The sequence below is a fragment of the Ectopseudomonas alcaliphila genome, assembly GCF_900101755.1.
Taxonomy (GTDB): domain Bacteria; phylum Pseudomonadota; class Gammaproteobacteria; order Pseudomonadales; family Pseudomonadaceae; genus Aquipseudomonas; species Aquipseudomonas alcaliphila.
In genome coordinates, this window is sequence record NZ_FNAE01000001.1 from 482,747 (window position 1) to 502,557 (window position 19,811).

General features: G+C 62.9%; 19 protein-coding genes. 11 read left to right on the top strand and 8 right to left on the bottom strand.

Annotated features, from left to right (window positions below; translation table 11 throughout):
* The 6 genes from BLR77_RS02320 (at position 1) to BLR77_RS02345 (ending at position 7,169) form a co-directional block, all read left to right on the top strand.
* On the top strand, positions 1–2,217 hold the full coding sequence (locus tag BLR77_RS02320) for a chemotaxis protein CheA (protein WP_074675278.1): 2,217 nt from the start codon (positions 1–3) through the stop codon (positions 2,215–2,217).
* A 13-nt stretch (positions 2,218–2,230) separates the two neighbouring features.
* Complete coding sequence (locus BLR77_RS02325; RefSeq protein ID WP_074675279.1) at positions 2,231–3,874, top strand: methyl-accepting chemotaxis protein; 1,644 nt, start codon at positions 2,231–2,233, stop codon at positions 3,872–3,874.
* Positions 3,875–3,884: 10 nt separating this feature from the next.
* Positions 3,885–4,394 (top strand): chemotaxis protein CheW, encoded by a 510-nt coding sequence (locus BLR77_RS02330; protein WP_074675280.1) that lies wholly within the window; start codon positions 3,885–3,887, stop codon positions 4,392–4,394.
* The gene (locus BLR77_RS02335) at positions 4,394–5,203 is read left to right on the top strand and encodes a CheR family methyltransferase (protein WP_074675281.1); all 810 of its coding nucleotides are present in this window, start codon (positions 4,394–4,396) and stop codon (positions 5,201–5,203) included. The genes BLR77_RS02330 and BLR77_RS02335 overlap by 1 nt, the downstream gene beginning before the upstream one ends.
* A 34-nt stretch (positions 5,204–5,237) precedes the next feature.
* The gene (locus BLR77_RS02340) at positions 5,238–6,314 is read left to right on the top strand and encodes a protein-glutamate methylesterase/protein-glutamine glutaminase (RefSeq protein ID WP_174578078.1); all 1,077 of its coding nucleotides are present in this window, start codon (positions 5,238–5,240) and stop codon (positions 6,312–6,314) included.
* Between the two features lie 210 nt (positions 6,315–6,524).
* On the top strand, positions 6,525–7,169 hold the full coding sequence (locus tag BLR77_RS02345) for a response regulator (protein ID WP_074675283.1): 645 nt from the start codon (positions 6,525–6,527) through the stop codon (positions 7,167–7,169).
* A 14-nt stretch (positions 7,170–7,183) separates the two neighbouring features.
* Here the strand turns inward: BLR77_RS02345 and yegS are convergent, their stop codons facing one another.
* The gene (gene yegS / locus BLR77_RS02350) at positions 7,184–8,086 is read right to left on the bottom strand and encodes a lipid kinase YegS (protein ID WP_074675284.1); all 903 of its coding nucleotides are present in this window, start codon (positions 8,084–8,086) and stop codon (positions 7,184–7,186) included.
* 177 nt (positions 8,087–8,263) lie between these two features.
* Here yegS and BLR77_RS02355 point away from each other — a divergent pair, with 177 nt between their 5' ends.
* A complete protein-coding gene (locus BLR77_RS02355; protein WP_074675285.1) occupies positions 8,264–8,962 on the top strand; it encodes a pirin family protein in 699 nt (232 codons plus the stop codon).
* 118 nt (positions 8,963–9,080) lie between these two features.
* Here BLR77_RS02355 and BLR77_RS02360 read toward each other — a convergent pair whose 3' ends face one another.
* The 3 genes from BLR77_RS02360 to BLR77_RS02370 form a co-directional block, all read right to left on the bottom strand.
* A complete protein-coding gene (locus BLR77_RS02360; protein WP_074675286.1) occupies positions 9,081–10,640 on the bottom strand; it encodes an FGGY-family carbohydrate kinase in 1,560 nt (519 codons plus the stop codon).
* Between the two features lie 137 nt (positions 10,641–10,777).
* Positions 10,778–12,349 (bottom strand): glycerol-3-phosphate dehydrogenase/oxidase, encoded by a 1,572-nt coding sequence (locus BLR77_RS02365; RefSeq protein WP_074675287.1) that lies wholly within the window; start codon positions 12,347–12,349, stop codon positions 10,778–10,780.
* A gap of 2 nt (positions 12,350–12,351) precedes the next feature.
* Positions 12,352–13,947 carry an FAD-binding oxidoreductase gene (locus BLR77_RS02370; protein ID WP_074675288.1) on the bottom strand — a complete coding sequence of 532 codons (1,596 nt, stop codon included), beginning with the start codon at positions 13,945–13,947 and terminating at the stop codon, positions 12,352–12,354.
* Positions 13,948–14,072: 125 nt separating this feature from the next.
* Between BLR77_RS02370 and gliR the strand changes: the two genes are divergently transcribed.
* Positions 14,073–15,107: an AraC family transcriptional regulator GliR gene (gliR, locus tag BLR77_RS02375; protein WP_074675289.1), complete on the top strand. Its 1,035-nt coding sequence runs from the start codon at positions 14,073–14,075 to the stop codon at positions 15,105–15,107.
* Here gliR and BLR77_RS02380 read toward each other — a convergent pair.
* From BLR77_RS02380 to BLR77_RS02395, 4 genes are read right to left on the bottom strand one after another with little or no spacing between them, the layout of a single operon-like run.
* Entirely contained in the window at positions 15,104–15,712 is a 609-nt protein-coding gene (locus BLR77_RS02380; protein WP_074675290.1) for an HvfX family Cu-binding RiPP maturation protein, read from the bottom strand. The genes gliR and BLR77_RS02380 overlap by 4 nt on opposite strands.
* A 5-nt stretch (positions 15,713–15,717) precedes the next feature.
* Positions 15,718–16,428 (bottom strand): HvfC family RiPP maturation protein, encoded by a 711-nt coding sequence (locus tag BLR77_RS02385; RefSeq protein ID WP_074675291.1) that lies wholly within the window; start codon positions 16,426–16,428, stop codon positions 15,718–15,720.
* Complete coding sequence (locus tag BLR77_RS02390; protein ID WP_074675292.1) at positions 16,425–17,267, bottom strand: HvfB family MNIO-type RiPP peptide maturase; 843 nt, start codon at positions 17,265–17,267, stop codon at positions 16,425–16,427. Before BLR77_RS02390 ends, BLR77_RS02385 begins: the two co-directional genes overlap by 4 nt.
* 20 nt (positions 17,268–17,287) lie before the next feature.
* A complete protein-coding gene (locus tag BLR77_RS02395) occupies positions 17,288–17,566 on the bottom strand; it encodes an HvfA family oxazolone/thioamide-modified RiPP metallophore (protein WP_074675293.1) in 279 nt (92 codons plus the stop codon).
* Between the two features lie 594 nt (positions 17,567–18,160).
* Here BLR77_RS02395 and BLR77_RS24935 point away from each other — a divergent pair.
* The 3 genes from BLR77_RS24935 (at position 18,161) to BLR77_RS02400 (ending at position 19,751) form a co-directional block, all read left to right on the top strand.
* A complete protein-coding gene (locus BLR77_RS24935; RefSeq protein ID WP_139202850.1) occupies positions 18,161–18,568 on the top strand; it encodes a DUF5518 domain-containing protein in 408 nt (135 codons plus the stop codon).
* A 95-nt stretch (positions 18,569–18,663) separates the two neighbouring features.
* Positions 18,664–18,966: a hypothetical protein gene (locus BLR77_RS24940; RefSeq protein WP_139202852.1), complete on the top strand. Its 303-nt coding sequence runs from the start codon at positions 18,664–18,666 to the stop codon at positions 18,964–18,966.
* Between the two features lie 173 nt (positions 18,967–19,139).
* Positions 19,140–19,751, top strand: coding sequence for a DUF6037 family protein (locus tag BLR77_RS02400; RefSeq protein WP_074675294.1), 612 nt, complete (start codon positions 19,140–19,142; stop codon positions 19,749–19,751).
* Positions 19,752–19,811 lie beyond the last annotated feature (60 nt).

The window sequence follows — 19,811 nt, forward strand, 5'->3', positions numbered from 1 at the left end:
ATGCTCAATGGAGAACAATGGAGCCAGTTGCTCCGGGGTTTCATCGACGAAGCCGGCGACCTGATCAAACAGGCCGAGGAATACCTGCTGCAACTGGACCAGACGCCTGAGGATGAGGACGCCGTCAACGGCCTGTTTCGTGCCATGCACACCCTCAAGGGCTCGGCTGGGCTGTTTTCCCTGACGCCACTGGTCAGCTTCACTCATCACCTGGAAAGCCTACTGATGTCGGTGCGCGACAGCCAGCGCAAGCTGGAACCCGCACTGATCTCGCTGATGCTGCGCTGCCTGGACGAGATCGCCAGCATGGTGGCCCTGATCGATGTCGACTCCGGCGAACTGCCGGTGGACGAAACGCACCAGAACGAACTGCTCGCCGCGCTCGCCACCTTCGGTGAGCCCGCAAGCGCACCCTCCTCGACCACACCGGCCGCGCCTTCACGCCCCTGTGCGCAACGCGGTGCCTTCGTACGCTGCGCCAGCTGCGACGCAGATGGCGCGTGGCATGTCTCCCTGCGATTCCAGCCCGACCTGCTGCGCAACGGCTTCGACCCGGCATCCTTCGTCCGCTATCTGACTCGCCTTGGCGACATTCTGCGCCTCGACGTCATAGACGAATCCCTGCCGTCATTCGCCGAAATGGACCCGGAGAGCTGCTACATCGGTCTGGAAATCGACCTGTGCAGCGAGGCCAGCAAGGTCGAGATCGAAGAGGTCTTCGAGTTCATCCATGACTTCTGCACCCTGCGCATCCTGCCGCCGAACAGCGCACAGGAAGACTACCTGCGGCTGATCCGCGAGCTGCCGGAAACCGACCAGCGCATCGGCAGCATCCTGGTCGCCAGCGGCCTGCTCACCGAGCACGAGCTCAACCAGGGCCTGGCCTTGCAGGCACAAGCCGAGCCGCAGAAGGCCCCGCTGGGCAGCCTGCTGGTCGAGGAAGGCATGGTCCCGCCGCAGGTGGTCAATGCCGCCCTGGCCAAACAGCAATCCGTGCGTGAGAAACGTAACCAGGAAAACACGCAGATTCGCGTCGCAGCACACAAACTCGACGAACTGATCAACCTGGTCGGCGAGCTGGTGATCAGCGCCGCTGGTGCCCAGCTACGCGCCCAGTCCCATGGCGACACCGGGTGCGTGGAAAGCACGCAGACCGTCAACCAGCATGTCGAGCAGATCCGCGAGGCCGCGTTGAAACTGCGCATGATCGAGATCGGCGACACCTTCAACCGCTTCCACCGGGTGGTGCGCGACGTCAGCCAGCAACTGGGCAAGGACATTCGCCTGCAAATCCGTGGTGCCGATACCGAGCTGGACAAATCGGTGATCGACAAGCTCGCCGACCCGCTCACCCACCTGGTGCGCAATGCCATCGATCACGGCATCGAGTCGGCCGAGCAGCGTCTGGCCGCAGGCAAGCCGGCCGAGGGCCAGCTGCAGCTCAACGCCTACCATGAGTCGGGAATGATCGTCATCGAAGTGGCCGACGACGGCCGTGGGCTGAATACCGAACGCATCCGCCAGAAGGCCATCGACCGTGGCCTGATCGACGCCCAGGCCAACCTTGCCGAACAGGACATCCACGCCCTGGTGTTCGCCGCCGGTTTCTCCACCGCCGACAGCGTCTCCGACCTCTCCGGTCGAGGCGTTGGCATGGATGTAGTGCGCAGCGTCATCGACGGCCTGCGCGGCACCATCGAGATCGACTCGGTCCTGGGCGCCGGCTGCACCTTCCGCATTCGCCTGCCGCTGACCCTGGCGATCATCGACGGCTTCCTGATCAGTCTCGGCGAGGAATTCTTCGTAGTCCCCCTGGACATGGTCACCGAGTGCCTGGAAATGGATGCCGAGCAGCTTGGCGACAGCACCTACGGCTACCTGACCCTGCGCGGCAAACCGCTGCCGTGCATTTCCCTGGCCGCGCACTTCGACCTGCCGGCCAGTCGCAGCAAGCGCCGCAACATCGTCGTGGTCAACCTCGGCCGGCAACAGGCCGGGTTGGTGGTCGACCATCTGCACGGCGAACTGCAAACCGTGATCAAGCCGCTTGGCCTGCTGTTCCAGCATCTGCAGGGCATCGGCGGTTCAACCATCCTGGGTAGCGGGCAAGTCGCCCTGATCCTGGATATCCCCAGCCTTTTCCGTCATCTGCAAAGCCAGGTCGAAGCCAGCACTGGCAACCATCGTCAATCCCGTTTCGACATCAGCGGCTCCTGAGGAGTAACCCACCATGCAATTCATCCGCAATCTCAAGATCGGCGTCAGGCTGATCGCCGGCTTTACCCTGGTGGTGATCCTCACGGTCGCCATCGGTGGGTTGGGCATCCGCAACCTGGCGGAAGTCAGCCATCTGTCTGACCGCATGTACGAGAACGACATGCTTGGCATCAATGCCCTGCAGGAAGCCAATACCCAGTTGATAATCGCCGGCCGCTCGCTGCGCGCCGCCCTGCTGGCCAGCGACGAGATGGCCCGCGACACCGCCGCCAACAGAGCCTTCAAGGCCCTGGTCGATACCAAGGCGCTGATCGAGCAATCCAAGAACTCCTTCCTGACCGCAGAAGGCAAGGCCTATGTCGACCGTTTGGACGATCCGCTGAACGACTATGCCGTGCTGCTGGAGCAAGTGCTTAGGTCCTACATGGCCTCCGGCGCACTGTCGGCCGAGACCGTGACCAGCGCGCAGATGCCCGAGCTGTCCCGGCGCGGCGAAATCATCGACAACCTGCTCAGCGAGGTGGTTGTCCACAAGCGCGAGCGGGCCAAGGATGCCAATCAGCAGATCACCGACATCTACCTGAGCTCGCGTACCCAGATGATCGTCCTGATCCTGATCGCCGCGGCGCTCGGCTTCGCCATCGGCATTTTCATCACCCGCTCCATCTCACGGCCGCTGAACCGTGCGGTTGGCGTCGCCAACAGCCTCGCCGAGGGCGACCTGACGGTCACCGTCGAGGCCGATAGCCGCGACGAAACCGGCCGCCTGCTGGCCTCGATGCAGCACATGACCGAGCGTCTGCGCACCGTCATGGCCGACGTACGCAGTGCCGCCGACTCGCTATCCTCGGCTTCCGAGGAAGTCAGCGCCACTTCGCAATCGCTGAGCCAGGCCGCCACCGAACAGGCCGCCAGCGTCGAGGAAACCACCGCATCGGTGGAACAGATGTCCGCCTCCATCGCGCAAAACACCGAGAGTGCGCAGATCACCGACAGCATCGCCGGCAAGGCGGCCAACGACGCCGTGCAGGGCGGGCAGGCCGTGCGCGACATGGTCCAGGCGATGAAACAGATCGCTGACAAGATCGGCATCATCGACGACATCGCCTACCAGACCAATCTGCTGGCACTCAACGCGGCCATCGAAGCGGCGCGTGCCGGCGATCACGGCAAGGGCTTCGCCGTGGTGGCGGCCGAGGTGCGCAAGCTCGCCGAACGCAGCCAGGTGGCTGCCCAGGAAATCGGCGGCGTGGCCAGCAACAGCGTGCACCTGGCCGAACAGGCCGGCGCCCTGCTCGATCAGATCGTGCCGAACATCCAGAAGACCTCGGATCTGGTCCAGGAGATCACCGCCGCCTCTCAGGAACAAAGCACCGGCGCCGGGCAGATCAACATCGCCATGGGCCAGATGAACCAGATCACCCAGCAGAACGCCTCGGCCTCCGAGGAACTGGCCGCCACCGCCGAGGAAATGAACGCCCAGGCCAGCCAGTTGCAGGAGCTGATCAGCTACTTCCGCCTGGGCACCAGCAACGCGGCCAAGGCGCCGCGGCGCGACGAACGCGGCCCGAACAACGTGCGTGAGCTGCGCCGCAACAGTGAACGCAAGACGCCTGCGGCATCGGCCGATGAAGGCCAGTTCGTCAACTTCAACTGAGGGCCCTGGCATGAACAGTCTTCAAGCCAGCCAGCAGGCGGCGCCGCCGGATAGCGTGCAGCATCTGTCGTTTCGTGTGCGCGATGCCCGCTACGCCCTGCCCATCGAACTGGTGCGGGAAATCATCGAGTACGGCCAGGTGACCACGGTGCCGATGATGCCGAGCTTCATCCATGGCGTGATCAACCTGCGCGGCAACGTGGTGCCCGTGCTGGATCTGGCCGCCCGCTTCGGCTTCGAGCTGACCCGGCCTGGCAAGCGCACCTGCATCGTGATCATCGAGCTGAATCTGGATGAACAGCAGCAACGCATCGGCCTGGTGGTCGATGCGGTCGACGCGGTGCTCGACATCGAACAGGGCGAGGTCGAGCAGGCGCCGCCTTTCGGCGCTGGCATCCGCACCGACTTCATCGCCGGCATGGCCCGCGACGATGGCGGCTTCACCATCATCATCGACGTGCGACGGGTGCTCTCGCTCGACGATATCCGCCAGTTGAGCCTCGCCCAGCAGGCCAGTTGATGCCCACCGGTCACCTTCCCAAGCTCAATGATCAAGACTTCCGCTTCCTCCAGCGCCTGATGCTGGAGGAGTCGGGCATCCGCATGGCCGAGCAGAAACGCACGCTGGTCGCGGGGCGCCTGATGGGCCGCCTGCGCTCGCTGGAGCTGCAGGACTACAGCCAGTACCTGCAGTTGCTCACAAAGCCGGAATCGGTGGATGAACGGCGCACGGTGATCGACCTGCTGACCACCAACGAGACCTATTTCTTCCGCGAGCCGCAGCACTTCAAGGTGCTCGGCGAATGGGTGGCCAGGCAGCGCCGGCCACTGCATCTGTGGAGTGCTGCCAGCTCCTCCGGCGAAGAGGCCTTCAGCATGGCGATGACGGTGGCCGAGCATGCCCGCACCCAGGACTGGTCGGTGTTCGCCAGCGATATCAGCCGCCGCGTGCTGGAGCGCGCGCGCAGCGCCACCTACTCCATCGACCAGGCCGGACAATTTCCCGCTGGCTGGCTCAAGCGCCACTGCCTGCGCGGCGTGGAGGAAAGCGAGGGGCTACTGCGCATCAGCCAGCCGCTGCGCCATCGGGTGACCTTTGCCGAGGTCAACCTGATGCGGCCGCTGCCCCAGGGCATCGGCCCGTTCGACGTGATTTTCCTGCGCAATGTGCTGATCTATTTCGCCGCCGAGCAGAAGCGCGAGATCGTCACCCGGCTGCTGGAGCGCCTGCGCCCGGGTGGCCTGTTCTTCATCGGCCATGCCGAAAGCCTGCACGGTTTCGGCCTGCCGCTGCGTACCGTGCGCCCGTCGGTATTCGAGCGCCAATGATTCCTCTGCCTGGAGGGCCACCATGGCCAGCGCCCTGATCAAGGTATTTATCGTCGACGACTCGGCGCTGGTGCGCCAAGTGCTGACCACCTGTCTGGACAGTCATCCGGGCATTCAGGTGATCGGCCAGGCCGCCGACCCGCTGTTCGCCCTGGAGAAGATGCACAAGCAATGGCCCGACGTACTGGTGCTGGACGTGGAGATGCCGCGCATGGACGGCATCACCTTCCTGCGCAAGATCATGGCCGAGCGCCCTACCCCCGCGATCATCTGCTCCACCCTCACCGAAGCCGGCGCCGCGGTGACCCTGGACGCGCTGGCAGCCGGCGCAGTGGGCGTTTTCACCAAGGCCAGGCTGGGCCTGCGCGAAAGCCTGCAACAGATGTCTGGCGACCTGATCCGGCAAATCGAGATCGCCGCCCGCTGCCAGCCGCGCGCCATGCCGCGCAAGGCCGTCGAAACGCCGCCCGCCGCGGCGACGAAAATCGAACGGGCACCGGCCGTTCATCTGACCACCACCGACCGGGTGGTGGCGCTGGGCACCTCCACCGGTGGCACCCAGGCCCTCGAGGTGGTGCTGCGTCAACTGCCAGTGGACTGCCCCGGTATCGTCATCGTGCAGCATATGCCGGAGAAGTTCACCGCTGCCTTCGCCCAGCGCCTGGACAGTGTCTGTGCCATCGAGGTGCGCGAGGCACGTCACATGGACCGCGTACGCCCGGGCCTGGCGCTGGTCGCACCCGGTGGCCGGCACATGCAACTCAAGCGCAGCGGCGCTCAGTACTTCGTCGAAGTGCTCGACGGCCCGCCGGTCAACCGTCATCGGCCGTCGGTGGACGTGCTGTTCCGCTCGGTCGCCCGGCATGCCGGGCACAACGCACTGGGCGTGATCATGACCGGCATGGGCGACGACGGCGCGCGCGGCCTGCTCAGCATGCGCGAAGCAGGTGCACGCACCGTGGCCCAGGACGAAGCCAGCAGCGTGGTCTTCGGCATGCCCAAGGAAGCCCTGCGCCTGGGCGCGGCGCAGAGCACCGAGTCGCTACAGGGCATACCACGATTGATCGAGCAGTACGGGCGCAGCGAAACCGGGATCAAACGATCAAGCTGACCGTTCCATCAATCCCCGACCTGACATCTCGTCAGCATCGACTATGCTCATGCCGGTGCGGCGCCGCAATTTCGCAACATCCTCCGCATCACCCGCCGGTCGGCCGCTAGCCATGGATCTCCGGACTTATTGTCCGGGCTAAAAGGGAGCGTCCCTCATGCACAGTTCTTCTCTTCGCATCCCTCTCCGCGCAGCCAAGGCGGTGCGACCATGACCTGCCGGGTATTGCTGGCCGACGACCATGCGGTCATTCGAGCCGGCGTGCGCGCGATGATCCAGGACATCGAGGACTACACCATCGTCGGCGAAGCCGAGGACGGCAAGGAAACGGTGGATCTGGCTCGCGAACTGGAGCCAGACATCATCCTCCTGGACATTTCCATGAAGCGAGTCAGCGGCCTCGAGGCCCTGCAGGTGCTGAACCGCCATTCGCCGGACTGCAAGGTGCTGATCCTGTCCATGCACACCGGTCCGGAAGTGGTACTCGAAGCCCTGCAGAAAGGCGCACATGGCTATCTGTTGAAGGATGCCGCGGCCATCGAGCTACGTCTGGCGCTGGAGGCGGTGCGCCGCGGCGACCGCTACCTCAGCTCGGCCATCGTGCAGCCGGTGATCGAGCAGGCCGTCTCCAAGGTCAATGCCCATTCCGAGCATCGGCTGACCCAGCGCCAACTGGAGATCCTGCGCCTGATCACGCGCGGCGAATCGACCCGCTCCATCGCCAACGGCCTGGGGCTGAGCGTGAAGACCGTCGAGGCGCACCGCGCGCAGATCATGAAACGCCTGCAGATCCATGACGTGCCGAGCCTGGTGCTCTACGCGGTGCGCGAGGGCATCATCAGCCCGGACGACTGATGCAGACGGCGCGCCTAACCCGCGCCACTGAGCATTGCGCATCCCGGCGGCAGGTGCATGCGCAGCGCCGCTGGGCGGATCTCGAAACGTAGCCGATTGCTTTGCGTTGGCTCACCATCGAGGTTCAAGGCCAGGCCTTCCGGGGCCTCCAGCTCGACCAGCGGCAGTCTGGCGCGGATCGATACCGTTTCCAGGCCGAGCATGCCACCCGACAACAGGGTGCCGAGTGTGGCCGGGATATCCTGCGGCGCCGGAACGATGCACAGGTCGAGCATCCCGTCATCGGCCAACGCCTCCGGGCACAGCACATGCCCGCCTCCGGCCTGTCGACCGTTGCCGACACCCATGGCGAGAAAATCCCCCTCCCACTCGAAACCCGGCCCATGGAAACGGCCAAACGCCGCGCGCAACTCGGAAAAGCGGCTGAGACCGGTAAGCAGATAGGCTGCCCCACCGAAGACCTTCTTCAGATCTTCGGAGGTATGCGCGGTGACGTTGGAGCCAAAGCCGCCAGTGGCCATGTTGAGAAATACCCGTCCGTCCGCCAGGCCCAGATCCACCGGACGGGGGTCGACCTCAAGCAATTGCAGGGCTTCCATCGGCGCCAGCGGCACCCCGGCAGCGCGGGCAAAATCGTTGGCCGTGCCCAGTGGCAGCATGGCCAGGCTGGCCTCGGTGCCGGCCTCCAGCATGGCCTCGGCGACATCGCGCAAGGTGCCGTCGCCCCCGCCGGCGATGAGCGTCGGGTACCCGCTGGCCAGGCCCTCGCGCACCAGACGCTCGGCGTCGCCACCTTCCCAGGTCAGGCGCACCGCCAGATCCCAGCCACGCTCACGCAGGCCGTTCACGGCCGCCCTTACCTCGTCGTTCAGTGACTGCTTGCCATGCAGGATCAACCAGGCCTTGCGTTCGCGCATGGCGCGTCCTCCTTGAAAGGGTCAGCGAAAGCCTAGTGCCTGGCCCTCGCGATAATTAATCAAATTAATAGATCTTTATGCTGTAAAAATTGCGCTTTTAAATCGATCAAGCCAAATAGATCATTCATCCATCAACGCTGCACGGGACTGATCTCGTGCATGACTGGAGGATTGACCATGATCGATGTACGTCCGTTCGAACAACTCGGTGGTGCTCACCACGGCTGGCTCAACGCCCGTCACCACTTTTCCTTCGCCGAATACCATGACGCCGAGCGGATGAACTGGGGCCGCCTGCGCGTCTGGAACGATGACGAGATCGCACCGCACTCAGGCTTCCCGCCGCACCCGCACCGCGACATGGAGATCATCACCTACGTTCGCGAAGGTGCGATCAGCCACGAGGACAACCTAGGCAACAAAGGCCGTACCGAAGCCGGCGACGTGCAGGTGATGAGCGCCGGCACCGGTATCGCTCACAGCGAGTACAACCTGGAGGACGAAACCACCAAGATCTTCCAGATCTGGATTCAACCGAACCAGGCCGGTCTGCCGCCATCCTGGGGGGCCAAACCCTTCCCCAGAGGCGACCGCTCGGGAGCCTTCGTCACCCTGGCCAGCGGCTATGAGGACGACGTCGACGCACTGCGCATTCGCACCGATGCACGGCTGGTTGCCGCCACGGTCAAGGCCGGGCAAAGCGCCGAGTACGTGCTGCAGCCGGGTCGCAAGGCCTATCTGGTGGGCGCGATCGGTGCGTTCAGTGTCAACGGGGTGGCCGTCAAGGCACGTGATGGCGTGGCCATCGCCGATGAAACACTGATCCGCATCGAGGCCCAGGAAGACAGCGAGATCGTGCTGGTGGATGTCGCCTGACACAAACCAATCGCCCTCCGCTTAGGAGGGCGATCTTTTTTTGTAGGAGCCAGCTTGCTGGCGATCATCGATTAACGGCATCGCCAGCAAGCCGGCTCCTACGACACCTTCCGCAAGCTCACGCCGGATAGCCAGTGATCTTGCGAATCCGCTGGTACAGCGGTTTGAGCTGGCGATACATACGCTGGTAGACCTCTCCGTAAAGCTGCTGGTAGACGCGCTGCGCCGCCGGGTTGGGCTCGAACACCTGGCCAACGCGGGTCATGGCAGCGATGGCCGACGGGTAATCGGCGTGCAGTCCCAGGCCCACCGCGCAGTTGATCGCCGCACCCAGGCCGCTGGTTTCGTACAGATGCGGGCGCTCGGCCGGCAGACCGAAAATGTCGGCGGTCAGCTGCATCGCCGCATCGCTCTGCGAACCCCCGCCGGAAACGCGCAGGCGCTCGATGCGGGTGCCGGAGCGTTTTTCGATACGCTCCTTGCCCTGGCGCAAGGCATAGGCCAGGCCCTCAAGGATCGCGCGGTAGATATGCGCACGGGTGTGCACGTCGCCAAAACCGATGATCGAGCCCTTGGCCTCCAGCCCTGGCTCGCGGATGCCGGGCGTCCAGTACGGCTGCAGCATCAGGCCCATGGAGCCGGGCGGCACGGCGTTGACCAGCTCGTCGAACAGCGCCTCGGGCGGCACGCCCAGCGCCTCGGCGCGTTGCATCTCGCGCAGGCCGAACTCGCGCTTGAACCAGCTGACCATCCAGAAACCGCGATAGATCATCACCTCGGTATTGAAGTGATCAGGCAGCGCTGCCGGATACGGCGGGATCAACGGAATGGTTTCCAGATAACGGCTACGTATGGTGTTGATGGTGGCCGTGGTGCCGTAGGACAGACACGCGGTGCTGGCCTCCAGCGCACCTGAGCCGAGCACTTCGCAAGCCTTGTCGGCACCCGCGGCGATCAGCGGCAGGCCCTCGGGAATACCGGTATGCAGGCTGGCTTCGGCCGAGATACTGCCCAGCCGCTCGCCTGGTTTGAACAGCTCGGGCAGCTGTTCACGACGCACCGTCAGTGCCTGCCACTTCCAGTCGCCGGGCACGGCCCAGCGCAGGCGCTTGTAGTCGAACGGCAGGTAGGCCACGCAACTGCTGGTGGAATCGACGAAGCGACCACACAGACGATGGGTGAGAAAGCCCGACAGCAACAGCACCTTGTGCGTGCGCGCAGCGATATCCGGCTGGTGCTGGGCGACCCAGTTGACCTCGGCCTGGCCACGAAAATGATCGACGGCCTCCTCGGCGCGCACCAGTTTGAACAGCCAGCCCCACAGGCTCTTGATGCGCCCCGCCACCTCGGCACGCCGCTGGTCGAGCCAGAGAATCGCCGGGCGCAACGGCTTACCCTGCTCATCGACATGGATGATGCTGCCGCGCTGGGTGGTCACCGCTACGCCTTTGATCAGGCTGCGGTCGATGTCCACCTGTTGCCACAGCAGGCGGCAGGCCTCGGCGAGGCTGGCCCAGTAGTATTCCGGGTCCTGCTCGGCCCAGCCGGGCTGGCTGGAAAAATAGGGGTCGAGCTCGACCTTGCCCTTGGCCAGCAGGTTGCCGTTGGTATCGAACAACAGCGCGCGAACGCTCTGGGTGCCGTTGTCGATGCTCAGCAGGTAGCTTGGTTCGCTCAAGGTGTGATCCTTCTTGTCATGCGTTTGGCTATGCGTAGCCCGGATTTCATCCGGGCTACAGCAAGTCTGGATCGGCGGGTTGCAGGTGCGCATGGCCTAGGCGGCCCCGCGACACCCTACGGGCCGGGTAATCCGGGTCATGGCAGGCTGTAACAGCGTTGCCACAGCGCCAGGTAATCCGTCTCTTCCTGCTGCCAGCGCGCATCGCTCCAGCCCAGCCTTGGTTGGCACACTGCGCGGATACGTGGCAGTTCGGCACGGCCGCCTTCAGCCAGCAGCAGGCCCAGGCGCGTGCGACGCAGCAGCAGATCGTCCAGATGCAGCACCAGCTCGCCCTCGGCGGCCCAGGCCAGTTCGGCCCACAGGGTGTCGGTACCCGCGACGCAATCGCTGCCCACCTCGTCGATAAGACGCAGCACCTCGCCCAGTTGGCGACCATGGCGACCGGCCAGACGGCGCTGCTGTGCCAGGCTCAGATGGGCCATGACCACTGGTGGGCAGTCGCGGAACACGGCGCCGCCCTGATCATCCACCGGTTTGCCGACGAAGCCTGAGCAGGTGCGCAGCACCTCCAGCGCCAGCAGGCGGAAGGTGGTCAACTTGCCGCCAGCCAGGGTCACGCTGCCCGGCTCGACCCACAGCGCATGCTCACGTTTCTCGTCCGAGGGCTTGAGCCCCACGCTGCCATCGCCCACCACAGGGCGCACGCCAGCCCAGGTCGACAGCACATCGCCACGCGTCACCTCGGCGGTCGGGAATTGCTGAGCGCAGGCGACCAGCAGGTAATCGACCTCCTCGGCGCTGATGGCGGCTTCACGATCCAGCTCGTCCGCGTGATCCAGATCGGTGGTGCCGATCACCGTCGCGCCCTCCCAGGGGAAGACGAATACCGGCCGTCCATCGCTCTCGTGCATGAAGCTGAAGGCGTGGGCCACCGGCAGGCGCCAGCTCGGCAGCAGCAGATGACTGCCACGCAACGGACGGATGCGGCCATTGCCCGGCTGGCGCAGGCGATCGGCCCAGGCACCGGTGGCCTGCGCCACGGCGCGGCTGCGTAGTCGATATTGGTCACCCGTTTCAACGTCCTCGGCGAGCACACCTACAACCTGCCCCGCCTCACGCAACAGTTCGATCACACGCATGCCATTGAGCGCCTCGCCACCTTCGGCACGCGCCTCCCCCAGCACGCGCTGGACCAGACGGGCATCGTCGGTCACCGCATCGAAGAAGCGCGTGCCGCCGAGCAGGCCTTCCTCGCGGATGCCCGGCGCCAGGTAGCGCAGCTGCTGCAGCGGGTAGAACAGATGGTTGCGCTTGCCGGCCAGGGCGTCGTACAGGCTCAGCAGGCCGCCAAAGACTTTCGGCCCGGGGAAGCCGCCGCGGTAGTGCGGCATCACGAAACTCAGCGGTTCCACCAGCCCCGGCGCCTCGCCGAGCAGGCGCTGGCGCTCGCGTACCGAGTCGCGGGTCAGCCCGATCTGGCCCTTGGCGACGTAGCGCAGCCCGCCATGGACCATCTTCGACGAGCGGCTGGAGGTGCCCCAGGCGAAGTCGCGCTGCTCCAGCAACAGGCAGCTCCAACCACGCCGCGCCGCCTCACGGAGAATGCCGGCACCGCAGATGCCGCCGCCGATCACCAGCAGGTCCCAGTCGCGCGTGGCCAGTTCAGGCAGCGCGCGTTCGCGCCAGGTGGCGCTCCAGCGTTCCATGCTCAGTCCTGCAACAGCACGCCGGGAGCCAGGCGCTGATCAGGATCGAAATGCGTGGCCAGGCTGCGCAGAGTGGCCATGCCCAGCTCGCCCTTCTCAGCCACCAGGTAAGGCGCGTGGTCGCGACCGACGCCGTGCTGATGGCTGATGGTGCCGCGATTCTCGGCGATGGTGCGACTGGCAGCCGCCTTGAGCCGCTGCCAGCGCGCCATGGCCTCGGCATAGTCGGCGCCTGGGCGGAATACGTAGGTGGTGTAGATGCTCGAACCTTCGCCGTAGACATGCGACAGATGGGTGAAGACATGCACCCGCTCGCCGTCGCCGGCCAGCTCGTCACGCAGGCTGGCCTCGACCTTGTTCAGCAGGTTGTCGACGTTCGACCAGTCGGTGGCGGTTTCCAGTGTGTCCACCAGGTAGCCGCGCTCCCACAGGCCATGACGCAGGTAGGGGAAGCGGAAGCGGTTGTGCTCCCACTTCTTGCCCAGCAGGGTGCCGGTGAACACACCGCCAAAGCCTTTCAGCAGGCGCCGCGCCTGTTTCAGCGAGGCGGCGTTCTGCACCCGGCAGCCGGTGACGCCGAAGGTCAGCATGCACTTGCCGTCGCGGGCGCCGCGCAGGGCCAGGTACTTCTCCAGCAGGGCAATCTGCTGCGGGTGGCCGGCCAGGGCCAGTTGCGTGCGGGTTTCGATGGCGTTGGACAAGCGCAGCATGGACAGCGGCACACGTGCCTGGGCCAGGCTGCGAATGGCGCTCAGCGCCTGCTGCCAGCTGGGCAGGAACACGGCGTAGAAGCGCTCCTGCTCGGCCAGGCGGCTGATGCGTACGCGCACCTCGGAGATCACCCCGAAGCGCCCTTCCGAACCCAGCACCAGCTCGCGCAGATCAGGCCCGGCGGCGGATGCCGGGAAGGTCGGAATATCCAGGGTGCCGGCGAAGGTTTCCAGCTTGCCGCCGGCGAACAACTGCTCGATGCGCCCGTAGCGCAGCGACTGCTGGCCGCTGGAGCGGCTGGCAACCCAGCCGCCGAGGGTCGACAGCTCCCAGGACTGCGGGAAGTGGCCCAGGGTGTAGCCACGGGCGCGCAGTTGGCTTTCGACTTGCGGGCCATTGGCACCAGGACCGAAAGTGGCGATCAGGCTGTCCTCGTCGATATCCAGCAGGCGCGTCATGCGCTCCAGCGACAGGGTCAGCACCGGGCGCTGGCCGGCCTGCGGGTTGATGTGACCGGCCACCGAAGTGCCGCCGCCGTAAGGAATCAGGGTCACGTCATGCTTCTGCGCCCAGGCCAGCAGCTCGCGGATCTGCTCGGCGCTTTCCGGGCAGGCGACGCCATCGGGAAACAGGCCGAACTCACCGGAGCGCATCGCCAGCCAGTCCGGCAGGCTCTGGCCACGGGCATGGCGCACGCGCACTTCGGCGTCCTGACAGATCAGTGGATGCGGCGCCAGGCGCGAGGCCGGCACGCGCGCCAGAACATCCTGCAGGCTGGCATCGGCCAAACGCTGGCCCGGCCCGACCAGTTCGGCGAGAAAGGCCTCGCCATGGGCCGGCAGTTCCACTTCGGTCGCCTCGTCACCCCATCCGTTCCAGCGTCGCATCGCATCCCCCATTCCGATCAGCACTTATGGCTGCCTATACTAGCCAGCCGCCGATTTCCGTCACTGTCGAATCGGGACAGGCGCTATCGCCAATCAAGACAGGCATCGCAGAACAAGAAGAATCCATGGAAAACCTCGGCTATACCTCGGTTCCCGCCCTGCTCAAATACCTGCGTCAGGCCGAACAGCTCGGCCTGGACATCGACCGCGCCCTGGCCGCCGCCGGCATTGACGCGCAGGACCTGGCCGACAATGGCAAGCGGATTCCCAGCGAGGTGCACGAGCGCCTGCTGGCGCATCTGATGGCGGTTTCCGGCGACCCGCTGTTCGGCCTGCACGCCGCGCGTTTCGTCCAGCCTGGCTCGTGGAGCGTGCTCGGCTATATCGCCATGAATTGCGCCACCCTGGGCGAGGCCATGGGCCGCATCGTGCCCTACGAGAAACTGGTGGGTGACATGGGTACCAGCCGCATCGAGGCAGCCGAGGATCACGTGCGGCTGATCTGGAGCTGCCGTCATCAGGCGCCTGAGGTACGCCGCCACATGGTGGAGAACGTGCTCGCCTCCTGGTTGCTGTACGCCCGCTGGATCGCCGACTCCGAGCATTCGCCGCGCGAAGTCTGGTTCGAGCACGCGCAACCGGCCGGTACCGAGCTGGCCGAATACCAGGCTCTGTTCGGCTGCCCGGTATTGTTCGAGCACCCCTGCAATGCCCTGCTGGTGCCGCTGGACTACCTCGGCGTGCCGCTGCGCCAGGCCGATGCCAACCTGCTGCGCACACTGGAAGAACATGCCCTGACCCTGATGGCCGGGCTGGATGACGACGAGCCACTGCCACGCCGGGTGAAGAACGCCCTGCGCCTGCTGCTCAAGGACGGCCTGCCACGCAAGGAACGGGTGGCGGAGAAGTTCGACATGACCGTGCGCACCCTGCAGCGCCACCTGCAGCAGGCTGGCACCAGCTACCAGCAGATCCTCGACGAGCTGCGCCAGGAGCTGGCCGAGCACTACCTGCTGCGCAGCGACCTGGCGATTCAGGACATTGCCTGTTATCTCGGCTTCACCGAATCACGCTCGTTCCACCGTAGCTTCAAGAGCTGGACCGGACAGACGCCGGGCGAGTTTCGCGGAAGTCGGCGTCGCGACACGCTACTCGGCTAGACGGCTTCACGGCGCTGTCTGAAACGCCGCGCCAGCCAGTAATCCAGGCTCAACCAGCGCCCTGCCCCGCTGAAAAACAGCGCCACCAGCATCACCAGGTAGGTGGCGGCGAACTCGATGCCGTTGTTCAACACCACGAACCTGCCACTGCCGGTCAGCCAGTCGTAATTGCCGTGCTCACGTAGGATGCTCCGCGCCCGTTCGAGCTTCTCCGCTGCTGTCAGCACGCGCTCGTTGGCAAAGGGCGCCGAGGGGTCGGCAATCGCCTGCCAGCCATAGGGCCAGTGCACGGCGAAGATCGCCACCAGCATGGTGACGATCAGTGGAATGCTCACCCAGCGCACCGCCAGGCCGAACAGCAGCAGAATCGCGCCGCCAGCCTCGGTCAGCGCCGCCGCCCAGGCCAGCAGTTCGGGAAATGGCAGGCCCAGGCCCCAGTCGGGGTTACCGAACCAGGCGGCGGTGGCGTCTATATCCGACAGTTTCTGCATGCCGGCCATCCAGAACACCGGCACCAGGTACAGGCGCAGCAACAGCGGGCCGAGAAAGTCCAGGCGCCGGGAAGCCTCCAGCGCGTCCTGGAAGCGATTGAGCAAAGCGATCATGGTGGTCAGTCCTCGGAATGCGGAAACCAGATATCGCGCGCCTGCCAGTCATCCAGCAGCGCGCGGGCGTTATCGAAATAGGCGCGATCAGCGGCCAGGCCGTGCTCGATGGCCAGCGCCTGTTGCGCCTGCACGGACGGCTCGCCGGCCTGCAGACGCAGCGCCAGCTGATAGGCAAACGGCGTCAGTTGCATGAAGCGCACCTGATCCTGACTATCGCGCCACACCAGCAAACAGGTCGGCTCAGCAGGCGGCTGTGTGGGGCAGTGATCGACACCGATCATCTGCACCGGCCACTGGTAGGCCAACGGCCAGGCCAGCGGTGACCAGCCTTGCGCGGGCACCTGCGCATCGCTGACGTCCAGTGCCAGCTCGACCCACTCGTAGTGCGCCAGCTCCAGCACGAAGGCAGGGTCTTGCGGCTCATCGCGATAGCCCTGCTGCAGCCAGGCGATGAACTCCTGACTGATCTCGAGAAAGTACGGCGTGCTCGCCCGGTGCTCGGCGAAGAATGCCCGCAGCAACCGCTGCCAGCGCTCTGCCCCAAGAACCCCGCGCAGTACCGGAAAGGCGCCGCCGACCAGGCTGGCGACGTTGTTGAAAAACAGCTCCTCGTAGATCGCCATGCGCTCGGCCGTGATGCCCTGCAGCAGAGGCTGCGCCTCGGGCTGGCGAATACGCGCGGCGAAGTCGCGCTGCCGCTCGATGCCGCTCATGTGCCGTACCTGCTCAGCGGCTGCACAGCCTGTTGCAGGCTGCGAATATGCGCCAGCTCGGCATACAGCTCGGCCAGCGGCGGGAAGTTGAAATCGCGCTCCAGCAGCGTCGGGCGCACGCCATGCTGCGCGTAAGCGCTGCTCAGCAGTGCCCACACCGGGTCGATCACCGGCGCACCGTGGGTGTCGATCTTCAGGTCTGCCGCCTGGTCGTAATGACCGGCGACGTGCAAATAGGCGATGCGCTCACTGGGCATCGCGGCGATATAGGCCTCGGCATCGAAGCCGAAGTTCAGGCTGTTGACGTAGACATTGTTGACGTCCAGCAGCAGCTGGCAGTCGGCACGTTCCAGCACGGCGCGAACGAAATCCGCCTCGTCCAGCTCGCCGGGCAGGCGCGCGTAGGCCGAGACGTTCTCGATGATCAGCGGCCTTTCCAGCACGTCCTGCACGATGCGCACGCGCTCGGCGATGCGCAACACCGACTCGTCGGAAAACGGCAACGGCATCAGGTCATACAGCTGACCATCGTCGGCGCAGGCCGACAGGTGCTCGCTATAGGCCAACACACCATGCGCGTCGAGAAAGCCTTTGATGGCGTACAGCAACTCCAGGTTCAGCGGCGCGAAGCCGCCAAGGTTGAGGGACAGACCATGGCACAACAACGGCCGGCGCTCGCTCAGGGCGCGCAACTGCTTGCCCAGGCGGCCACCGACACCGATCCAGTTCTCCGGCGCTACTTCGAGAAAGTCGGCGCCGCTGGCATGATCGCCGATCAGCTCGGCGAGCAGCCCGCGACGCAGGCCGAGACCGGCGCCGGTGAGGTTTGCGAGGTGCATGATCCGTCCTCCCCTTGCCCTTACTCGCTCTTCTCGCCGCCGCATTTACCCTCGGCGTCGGCCTTCTTCTCGGCGCCACACTTGCCCTCGCCGCACTTGCCTTCCTTGTCGGCTTTCATCTCTCCACCGCATTTGCCTTCACCACAGGAACCTTCCTGCGCCTTCTCGGCGGCCGCCAGGCTGTAGCCGCTGGCCAGTTCCTGCGCAGCGAAGGGGTTGCTGGCGGCATGGGCAGTGAAGGCCACGGAAGTCAGCAGTGCGGCGCCCAAGGTGGCAGTCAGGGTATTGAGTTGTTTCATGGCATCTCTCCATCGGTTTCGAATGCGGGGCCAGGTTGGCGCCCTCGCAGCAATTGACGAGGCAGGGATGCTGGCGTTACAGCGGGGAAAAAAGTTTTTCGTAGCCCGGGTGAAATCTGGGGGCGCTTTGCCCGCTACCAGTCGCGGCTACGACTGCATGGATGCAGGAGGTAGAGCGAAGCAGGATGCCAGAGCCGAAAGCCCCTCCCACAGGCACAGGAAAATCCACCGCACCGTGGGAGGCGCTTCAGCGGCGAAGCTTTCGATAGCCAGTAGCAAGAACAGCCACAGCAAACGACGGATGAAAAAAGCGTCGTCCACCCTATGCGCCGCAACTCTGTATCGCCCCTTGATTTCGACATGGCCTCTCACGTGCCTTGCACCTTTCCAGTGCCTTTGTGTATACCTATCCAGTAGTAATGAAAGCGTGAAATGTGGAGGTCAAGCGAATACGTGTTGGCGCATGCTTCACGCTCTAAGTCATTGAAAGGTTTAAATTTCTCTGAGTTTAAAGCTGCCATTTTTCGGAGTTATACCGCCTTCCATGCTATTGGATTAGTACGGAAGACTATCTAATCACTGTTAGAGAACGCCATGGAAAGCCGCTCAATACCATTTGGACTAGCCGCAGCAGTCGCGGCATTTTTAATTGCAAAGATTATAAAAATCTTGCTCACCTCTATTTTCGGTGAGCCATTTTCGGGTCCATATCTGAACATCACACTTGAGGCCATTTACAGCTTTCCATGGCTGGCTGGAGGTTTTGTTGTTGGGTACTTATCCAACAACAAACCACTGAGAAACGGAGCAATCACGGGTGCTACCTATGGAGTCATATATTGCCTAATCGGATTGGCAATGATTGCAACGCAAACACATGGGCTACAAGATCGACTTTCACAACTAAATTTTGCGGCTGTTGCAGTCGTTAAATTTTCATTTTTATTCACACTATCCGCTGCTTTAGGCTACACAACCAAAGCAACGTGCAAAGTTCTCTAACAACAGGTTCAAATCGTTCGCTTCGCTCACTGGGACGGGCTAAAGCCCGCCCCTTAACCAAACGTTAGATGCTTTTCTAGAGTCACGGAATCGTCATGGCATTCGACATGTATCACGGCAGCGAAAAGGCATGCATAGAAACATATGAAGAATCCTTATTCGCTCCCATTAACGAAAATCCAAACTACCCATGCCTCGAATGGCTTCTGGCAGAGCTGTACAATTCACCGAGGATTCCGCCAGAAAAATCCAACAAAATTGTTCACGAACTTATTGCCTTGAGAGAAGAAGTGCTTGGCACAGAGCTGAACCACATAACAAAAACCATTGATAGAGTCATGCCTTTCTTCAGCAAGGCATACACTCTAAATCATGAAATAAAATGCGCAAGCGATTGAGTCCCGCACCATGCATCTAACAATTGCTCAAAGCGCTCACTTCGTTCGCTGGGACCGGCGAAGCCGGCCCCTTAAGCTTAATCGTTATATCCCATAAGGATGGTAGCACCTAATAGTTGCATTCGAATCAACGAAATAGGCCTAATTAAAACATTGAACACCAAGAGTAAAAAATGAGTGTATTTGACAATTTCAAGTTACTAAAAGCAGATATGATTGAAAATGGCTGGGTGATAGATGCGTTTCCTTTCAGTTACAATAGGCATAGTTACATTGTGTTGGCTAAATTGTACGAAGATGGGGAAAAAAAGCCGAAATACGCCTTGATGAAAGTAGAGGTGTTGAGGAGTGAAAACATTAATGAACGACTGTTTTCAGCTGTAAACGCAAATGGATTCCTTATTGACGCGAGAGAGTTAAGAGCGTTTTTCGATATAGAATATGGTGAGAACCTTGGAGATATATTGAGCCAGTTCAATGAGTACTTTGCCCAATTTATTCCAACTCAAGTAACTTTAGGTAAGCCGCCGCAAATTAAAGAAGCAATGGTCACATCTTTATCAAGGAGTGATAGCGAGGATCCTAATAAGCGCTACTGCTATGGTGTTAGAAGAAATCCAGATGGACAAAAAAGAACTCCATTCAATGATAATAAAACCAGGCTTCTAAGACCTACTTTGCACCCAGAGTTTGGTAGTGATCGGTCGATAAGCTTTTGTTACTCAACCGATTCTAACGATCATAGATCTGATGCAGTAATAATTCAAAATTTCTCTAACAGATAAGCTGGATAATTCAGTGTGAGATATGGAATATAACCAGTAGTTGAACCCGACAAATTCTTC

Coding starts and splice junctions, on each gene's coding strand:
- BLR77_RS02370 (WP_074675288.1), bottom strand. CDS start 13,947: ATGCGACGCTGGAACGGATGGGGTGACGAGGCGACCGAAGTGGAACTG.
- yegS (WP_074675284.1), bottom strand. CDS start 8,086: ATGCGCGAACGCAAGGCCTGGTTGATCCTGCATGGCAAGCAGTCACTG.
- BLR77_RS02325 (WP_074675279.1), top strand. CDS start 2,231: ATGCAATTCATCCGCAATCTCAAGATCGGCGTCAGGCTGATCGCCGGC.
- BLR77_RS02395 (WP_074675293.1), bottom strand. CDS start 17,566: ATGAAACAACTCAATACCCTGACTGCCACCTTGGGCGCCGCACTGCTG.
- BLR77_RS02320 (WP_074675278.1), top strand. CDS start 1: ATGCTCAATGGAGAACAATGGAGCCAGTTGCTCCGGGGTTTCATCGAC.
- BLR77_RS24935 (WP_139202850.1), top strand. CDS start 18,161: ATGGAAAGCCGCTCAATACCATTTGGACTAGCCGCAGCAGTCGCGGCA.
- BLR77_RS02330 (WP_074675280.1), top strand. CDS start 3,885: ATGAACAGTCTTCAAGCCAGCCAGCAGGCGGCGCCGCCGGATAGCGTG.
- BLR77_RS24940 (WP_139202852.1), top strand. CDS start 18,664: ATGGCATTCGACATGTATCACGGCAGCGAAAAGGCATGCATAGAAACA.
- BLR77_RS02365 (WP_074675287.1), bottom strand. CDS start 12,349: ATGGAACGCTGGAGCGCCACCTGGCGCGAACGCGCGCTGCCTGAACTG.
- BLR77_RS02345 (WP_074675283.1), top strand. CDS start 6,525: ATGACCTGCCGGGTATTGCTGGCCGACGACCATGCGGTCATTCGAGCC.
- BLR77_RS02400 (WP_074675294.1), top strand. CDS start 19,140: ATGAGTGTATTTGACAATTTCAAGTTACTAAAAGCAGATATGATTGAA.
- BLR77_RS02385 (WP_074675291.1), bottom strand. CDS start 16,428: ATGAGCGGCATCGAGCGGCAGCGCGACTTCGCCGCGCGTATTCGCCAG.
- BLR77_RS02335 (WP_074675281.1), top strand. CDS start 4,394: ATGCCCACCGGTCACCTTCCCAAGCTCAATGATCAAGACTTCCGCTTC.
- BLR77_RS02390 (WP_074675292.1), bottom strand. CDS start 17,267: ATGCACCTCGCAAACCTCACCGGCGCCGGTCTCGGCCTGCGTCGCGGG.
- BLR77_RS02355 (WP_074675285.1), top strand. CDS start 8,264: ATGATCGATGTACGTCCGTTCGAACAACTCGGTGGTGCTCACCACGGC.
- gliR (WP_074675289.1), top strand. CDS start 14,073: ATGGAAAACCTCGGCTATACCTCGGTTCCCGCCCTGCTCAAATACCTG.
- BLR77_RS02380 (WP_074675290.1), bottom strand. CDS start 15,712: ATGATCGCTTTGCTCAATCGCTTCCAGGACGCGCTGGAGGCTTCCCGG.